Raw genomic sequence first — 7,485 nt, forward strand, 5'->3', positions numbered from 1 at the left:
CGCGATATGAAAATCATGAACTATTTGAACCTGAATCAGCATCCGATTCAGCTTTCGTTTATGAAGGACCGGACCTATGAATTTTCCGAGGTTTACCATGCCCATCAAGGCATGGAAATATTATATGTGAATGAAGGAAGAGGCCGCGTCATTGTGGAACAACAATTTTTCGAGCTGCGTCCCGGCTCGCTGATCTGCTTCCGTCCCTTCCAGCTGCACCGCATCCAGATGGATATTACCGACGAGCAGCCGTATATCCGCTCGCTGTTTGTGTTCGAACCCGAAGCGCTCACCGCATATTTGTCGCCGTATCCGTCGCTTTCCTCATTTTTTCAGCGCTTATGGAAGGATCCGCTGCTGCCTCAGGTGCTTTCCGGCCTGCCGGTGGAGGATATGTACTCGTTCCTGCAAGCTTCACGATTCGCGATCGACCTGGCAGCCGCTGGCGAGCTGCTTGAGGAGCAGGCGTTTTTTCTGGTGAGCCTGCTGCACAAAGTAAAGGCCCGCTGGACGGAAACCGCCTTAGCCGCGCCGGTCCCTTCTTCCAAGCCGTCCACCACCGCCGAAAAGATGATGCAGTGGCTCGAAGCCCATTATATGGAGCCGTTCGAGTTGGGCAAGCTGGCGGAGGCGGTGCATCTTTCGCCGAGCCATGTTTCTGCGGCGTTCCGGCAAGCGGTCGGCAGCAGCATTACCGAATATTTGGCCGCCCGCCGCATCCGGCAAGCTTGTGTGCTGCTGAAAACGACGGCCATGTCCGTCGAAGACATCGGTCACGCCGTCGGACTCGGCAACGTCTCGTATTTCTGCCAGCTGTTCAAGCGCAATGTCGGCGAAAGCCCGCACCGGTTCCGGCGCACGTTGTTTTCGAAATAATCCGATTTGACATGGCAACCGTCTGCGCCTTGCATGCTTTGCTTCAATGGCTTCACTCCAGGACCATAACTTGGAAAGAGGCTGCCCCAAAGTGTCCGCATGACATAGAAACATTGCAATTTCCAGACAAAAGGACCGCAGATTCCACTACAAAAGTGAAAGCTGAGGTCCTTTTTTCGAAAGAAATCGGTTCTAAGTGGGCGCAAGCAATTACAAAATGACTTTTAAGTCAGCCCCTTCGCTGGTCTTTTCTTATATAGATGACTGTTAAGAGCGCGTGCTGCGAATCGGCTTCAGGCGTTCTGATCAGACGTTCTGGGTCCGGCGCCCTTGGCTGCGGTACTCGCTGGGAGACATGCTCGTCCACTTCTTAAACATTCGCGAAAAATAATACAGCTCCAGCCCAAGAACGCCGGCGATTTCCGATACCGGCTGATCCGTTGTCAGCAGCAGTTGGCGCGCTTTGTCCATTCGCTTTTTGTTGATGTAATGGATCGGCGAGTCGCCGAGCATCGTTTTGAATACATGCATAAAATAATTCGGGTGAAAATGGACAAGCTTGGACAACGTCTCCACCGTCATCGTTTCCGACAGATGGGCGTCGATATATTCGAGAATCGTGTTCATTTTTGAAACGTTCATCGGGCCCGCCATCTGCAGTTCCCCATCCCCGTATTGCCGCACCGTTTCGTCCAAATACATCGAGATGATGTCGTAAAGCACCCCTTTGATTCTCAGCGGGGCCGCCAATTCTCTGCTGCGCATCAGCTCGATCAGCTCGCGGAACCGGCTCTCCAGCCACTCCGGATCGGGCACCTCGATAAAATGCGGCGCGGACAACAGCTGAAGCAGATGAATGTCGCCGACCGTCACCGTAAAATGGCACCAATATTTGCGAAACGTATCGTCGCTAACCGTCGAATACGATTGTTCAACCCCGGCCGGCAGCCAGAATAACTGCCCGGGCTTCGGGGCGTATTCCTTGCCTTTAATTTTAAGCCAGCCTTCGCCCTCACGAATGAAGTAAAACCGGTTAAACTCCGGCAAAAAATCAAGGTCCCGCCAGTCGCGCCCAACCTTCGTATGGCTCGCCATCAGCAGCGACACCTGCGCATTCGCCAGATAGCTGCGCATCAGCTCCGATTGATTCGTCTCCATGCCGTCCTCCGTCAATTGTTCCGTTTACTTGAACGCAGTTGAATTTATTTCCATCATACATGAGATGGCCATCGGATGGCTACCATGGCAAACCCCATCTTGCGTTGTTTATGTGCTGCTGTATGTTGGGGTAAGCCCGTTTTCAGGCAGCTCCATGACATAAGGATTCTTGAAGCACAAGTCCGGTAATTTGGCAAACGAAGCGGAAATAAGCTCAGGTTCCCTCCCCGTTTGTCACACCCATTCGATGACAGCGCCGGAAGGAACGGCACTTTTCCGCTCCAGCAGCGCCGCCGCGGTTTCGCCGATCTGCTTGATCCCGCGCTCCATGTTTTCCCGGTCGGCACGTATGACGCTTAAGCGCAATCCGTTGCCGGAAGCGAACCCGCGCAAATAGCAGCGGTCCATCGGCGTGACCAGTACCCGCTGCTGCCTGAGCACCGCCGCCAATTCCTCCGCGGGAAGCCTATGCGGCACCGATATTTGAGCGAAAATACCTGCTTCCGCAGCGCTCAGCTTCATCCCTTGAGGCAGCCATTTGGCGCACAGCTCGGCCAGCATGCCGATGCGTTCCTGATATAGAACTCGCATCTGCGCAACATGGCGGTCGAACATGCCTCCGCTCAAATAAATTTCCAGAGCCCCCTGAGATAAGGAAGCCGTGCTCGAATCGCATGATGCCTTGAACATGCGAAAGCTGGCTACCAGCTGCAGCGGCAGCACGACCGCTGCCAGTCTTAGCCCTGGCAGCATCACTTTGGAAAAACTTTTAATATAAATCGTGCGCGCGGCCTCATCGACGCTGAAGATTGGATCGGCTTTGCGGCTAACTTCCAAATCAGCCAAATAATCATCTTCGATTATGTACACATCGTATTTGGCGGCAAGCCGGGCGATCTTCTTTTTCTGGCCTTGCGACAAGCTTGTCCCCAGCGGATTATGGAACCGGGGCATCGTATAAAAACACTTGATATTGTTGTTGCGAAAATGGCGTTCCAGCTCGTCCAGATCAAGCCCCTCCTCCGTTCGGGTGATGCCGACCGCAGGTACTTGCAGAAGCTCCAGTGTGCGCAGCATCCCGAAAAATGTCGGTTGCTCCACAAGCACTGTTGTTTTGCCATTCGGAAACGGCATTGCCGCAAGCAGATGAAGCGCCTGCTGCGCTCCGGATACGACGCTGATCTGTTCCAGTTTGGCAAATACTTGGGCAGAGGCCAAATGTTTTTCCAGTTCCTTGCGCAGAGACAGGAAACCTTGAGGATCGGAATAAGAAAATAATCTGTCCTGGTACAGATCAATTGCCCTGTTTAGACAGTGCTGGTACTCCTCATAAGGCATCACACTGCGGTCCGGAGCTGCTGAAGAGAGATCGATGACTCCCTGCTCGGGACTTTCATCGTACGCGGCAGGGGCCATTGCGTAATAGCCGCTTTTCGGCACCGAGTAGATCAGGTGTTCTTTCTCCAAATCGTCGTACGCGCGGATGACCGTATTTTTGCTGCAGCCAAAACGCACCGTGATTTCCCGAATGGAGGGCAACTTGCCTCCGGGCTTAATCTCTCCCGCTTGCAATTGCTTGACGATCTCGTCATAAATGACGCGGTACTTGTTTTCTTTCTCCGCCGGCTTATCGGCGGCATCTGCAATGTGTTGATCGGCGTTAGCGTTTTTAACCATTGAGAGCACTCCTCCCGAAATCGGATCGCCTTACTTTGAGCGCTTGCCTTTTTGAAGCTGCATATACCTACTAACACGGGCAAATCCCAGCGTCGCACTGACGATGGTCTTCCCCTGTGACCTTATCTGTAAGGGTACAATGATGAGAAAATGCTGTGTCTGCTGATGTCTATATCCAATATACTCATTGTAAGACGGAGGGCCTCACAGCACAATATGATAAAACTATTTTTTAAACTGATCTTGTCAGAAGATCAATCGGATTATGTGCGCAGGCTCATACAAGGAGGAAACCGCTATGATATGGAACCATTCACATCTGCCTTATACGATCAGCGACGATCCGGGGCAGCTGCAGCACGACGCCGTTTATGCGCTGCTGCAAACGACTTATTGGGCGGGCAAACGCTCAAAGGATATCATGATGCAAAGCATTGCCGCTTCGTTCTGCTTCGGTTTATACCACGGCTCAGAGCAGGTTGGATTTTTGCGTGTTGTCAGCGATTACGCCACCTTCTCTTGGGTGTGCGACGTCATCGTTCATCCGGAACACCGCGGCAAAGGACTCGGCAAATGGCTCGTGGAGGTGATGAGCGGACATCCGAAGCTGAGCCATACCAACATGCTGCTTGGCACCCGCGATGCCCACGGCTTGTACGAGCAATTCGGATTTCAGCGGATGGAAATGATGCGCAGAATATCGCCGGAGAGATTGAGGGAGCGGAGCGATGAGCTTTAGCTGCCTCCCCCAATCCCCTACGGGGTACCCCCAGGCGTTTACGGAGGCCACTGAAAAACTACAAGTTTTTCAGTGGCCTCGCGCTTACGCACTCTGGGACTACGCTCTGTGCAACATCGCTGCATTCCCGGTGTCAAAGGAACTGGCGAAATCATCCCCTTGACCTTTTGAAAATCGATAGATATAATACTGAATCAAGCAACATATGCATGGCGATGACCAAAGACACGATTCCCATAACGGACTGTCCAGAGAGAGAAGCGAAAGGTGCAAGCTTCTTCTGAGCCGGATGCGGAATTACCCCTTTGCAGCCGTGGCGTTGAACCCGTTGGCTTCTCATACGGCAGTAAATGTCACCGGTTTATCCCCGATAACGGATACCTAACAAGGACCCTGTTTAACGTATGACGGCGATGAGCCGGACGGTGCGTAACTGGGTCGAATGAGGGTGGAACCACGAGCTGAACGCACTCGTCCCTTTCGGGAGAGCTGCGTTTTTTTGCGTTCATAAAAAAGTACGAAAAAAAATGTCACGAAGGAGGATGAAGTCATGGGTATCAAAGTTACACTGCCAAATGGATCTGTCAAGGAGGTTGCGCAAGGTACCACAATTGCGCAAATCGCGGAGTCGATCAGCACCAGCCTGAGAAAAAACGCCATCGCCGGCAAAATCGACGGCAAGCCGGTCGATTTGCAACGGTCGGTTGAGCGAGACAGCCGCGTGGACATTGTGACGTTGGACGATAAGGACGGTTTGGAGATTTACCGGCACAGCACAGCGCATTTGATGGCCCAGGCGATCAAGCGGATTTACGGCGATAAAGCCGTCAAGCTTGGCATCGGTCCCGTGATCGAAAGCGGATTTTATTACGATATCGACATCGAAAAACCGCTTTCCGCAGGGGACCTCGCCGCCATCGAACAAGAGATGGCGAACATCGTCAAAGAAGACCTGCCCATCAATCGCAGAGCCGTCAGCCGTGAAGAGGCAGTCCGCATCTTTACGCAGCTCGAGGACCCGCTTAAGCTGGAGCTGATCCGTGATCTGCCGGAGGAAGCGGAGATCACGGTTTACGAGCAAGGCGAATTCCTCGACCTCTGCCGCGGGCCTCATCTGCCATCCACAGGACGCATTAAAGCGTTTAAACTGCTGAACGTGGCGGGCGCGTATTGGCGGGGCAACTCGGATAATAAGATGCTGCAGCGCATTTACGGCACCGCTTTTCCGAAGAAAGCGCAGCTGGACGAATATCTTCACATGCTGGAGGAGGCCAAAAAACGCGACCACCGCAAACTAGGCAAAGAGCTGGAGCTGTTTATGTTTTCCGAAGAAGCGCCGGGTATGCCGTTTTATTTGCCGAAGGGCATGGCGATCCGGACTGAGCTGGAAAACTTCTCGCGCAGTCTGCTAAACGGACGGGGTTATGATGAAGTGCGCACACCGCTGATGATGAACAAACGGATGTGGGAGCAGTCGGGACACTGGGATCATTACAAAGACAACATGTACTTCTCCGAGGTGGACGATGCGACGTTTGCGATGAAGCCGATGAACTGCCCCGGGCATATGCTGATTTTTAAAAACAGTCTGCATTCGTACCGGGAGCTGCCGATTCGTCTCGCGGAGTTCGGGCAAGTGCACCGGCATGAGTTCTCCGGAGCGTTAAACGGCATGATGCGGGTACGCACTTTTTGCCAAGACGACGCGCACCTGTTTGTACGTCCCGACCAGATCGAAGATGAAATCGGCAATGTCATTGCGCTGATCGACCATATGTATCAGGTGTTCGGCTTTGAATACACAATTGAGCTGTCGACAAGGCCCGAAGATTCGATGGGATCGGAGGAACTGTGGCAGCAAGCGGAAGCTTCCCTGCAAAGCGTGCTCGACAATCGCGGCATCCCCTACCGGATCAACGAGGGAGATGGGGCGTTCTACGGTCCGAAGATCGACTTCCACATTCTCGATGCGTTGAAGCGCAGCTGGCAGTGCGGCACAATCCAGCTTGATTTTCAGATGCCGGAGAAATTCGATCTGACTTACATCGGCGAAAACAACCAAAAGCTTCGTCCCGTCGTCATCCACCGCGCCGTGTACGGTTCAATCGATCGCTTTATGGGTATCATTACAGAACATTACAGCGGCGCATTCCCACTCTGGCTGGCTCCGATCCAGGCCAAGCTGCTGCCGGTTTCCGACCATTACATCGACTATGCGCTGGAAGTCAAAGCGTCGCTGCAGCAGGCCGGGATCCGGGTCGAGGCCGATATGCGCAGTGAGAAGCTCGGATACAAGATCCGCGAGGCGCAGCTGGAAAAAGTGCCTTATATGCTGGTGCTGGGCGAAAGCGAGAAAAATGACCGTACCGTCGCCGTCCGCAAGCGCGGCGAAGGTGACGTCGGCTCCCTTAGCGTGGATGAGTTTGTTGAGAAAGTTACCCAAGAAATCCGCTCGAAGGCCTAACATGAGGAGTGAAACCAACAGAGAGGTTACATGTGGTCGTAACAAGCGATAACAGCTGAGATAGATACATCTTTAAGCGAGGAAAATGAGTACACTAATCGCTGAAGACGATAACCAAACTAAACATGAAAGTGATATAAGGATAAGGGCCGCTGAATAGACAGCGGTCCATTTTTTATTTACAGCGGTTGCCAACTTATATCATGCTCGATATAATATATCATAGAAGATATAAACATCACAGCTCATTGACAATAGTATAAAGAGAGAGGATAGAAATCTTCTATGGATGTAAGGTTTTACGACACACAAAAGGGGAATTCCGAGGTGTGGGACTTCATTGAAAGTCTCGACACCGCGGCAGCTAACGGCGATTCCAAGGCCAAGGAGTTACTTGGTAACATCAGATATTGCATGGATAGAATAGCGGATGGACTACCACATTCTATATAACTTGAATTAAAGAAGTTCCACAATTTTATCGGACTCCATGCGGACGCAGAGACGGTCAATTATGGCTTGAGGATTCTTCATAATTGATTCCATAAAGGAACGAACATTGTTACGTATT

5 protein-coding genes are annotated in these 7,485 nt (G+C 52.2%); 3 read left to right on the plus strand and 2 right to left on the minus strand.

Annotated features, from left to right (window positions below):
• Positions 1-6 precede the first annotated feature (6 nt).
• Positions 7-876: an AraC family transcriptional regulator gene (locus EYB31_RS38780; RefSeq protein ID WP_131018965.1), complete on the plus strand. Its 870-nt coding sequence runs from the start codon at positions 7-9 to the stop codon at positions 874-876.
• 306 nt (positions 877-1,182) lie between these two features.
• Here EYB31_RS38780 and EYB31_RS38785 read toward each other — a convergent pair whose 3' ends face one another.
• Both EYB31_RS38785 and EYB31_RS38790 read right to left on the minus strand, forming a co-directional pair.
• Positions 1,183-2,034, minus strand: a complete 852-nt coding sequence (locus tag EYB31_RS38785; RefSeq protein WP_131018966.1) for an AraC family transcriptional regulator — start codon at positions 2,032-2,034, stop codon at positions 1,183-1,185.
• Between the two features lie 234 nt (positions 2,035-2,268).
• Positions 2,269-3,711: an aminotransferase-like domain-containing protein gene (locus tag EYB31_RS38790; protein WP_131018967.1), complete on the minus strand. Its 1,443-nt coding sequence runs from the start codon at positions 3,709-3,711 to the stop codon at positions 2,269-2,271.
• A 298-nt stretch (positions 3,712-4,009) separates the two neighbouring features.
• Here EYB31_RS38790 and EYB31_RS38795 point away from each other — a divergent pair, with 298 nt between their 5' ends.
• Positions 4,010-4,450: a GNAT family N-acetyltransferase gene (locus EYB31_RS38795; RefSeq protein WP_131018968.1), complete on the plus strand. Its 441-nt coding sequence runs from the start codon at positions 4,010-4,012 to the stop codon at positions 4,448-4,450.
• Positions 4,451-5,000: 550 nt separating this feature from the next.
• On the plus strand, positions 5,001-6,914 hold the full coding sequence (thrS, locus tag EYB31_RS38800) for a threonine--tRNA ligase (protein WP_131018969.1): 1,914 nt from the start codon (positions 5,001-5,003) through the stop codon (positions 6,912-6,914).
• The last annotated feature ends 571 nt before the right edge of the window (positions 6,915-7,485 follow it).

This window comes from Paenibacillus thalictri (genome assembly GCF_004307995.1).
Classification (GTDB): domain Bacteria; phylum Bacillota; class Bacilli; order Paenibacillales; family NBRC-103111; genus Paenibacillus_AF; species Paenibacillus_AF thalictri.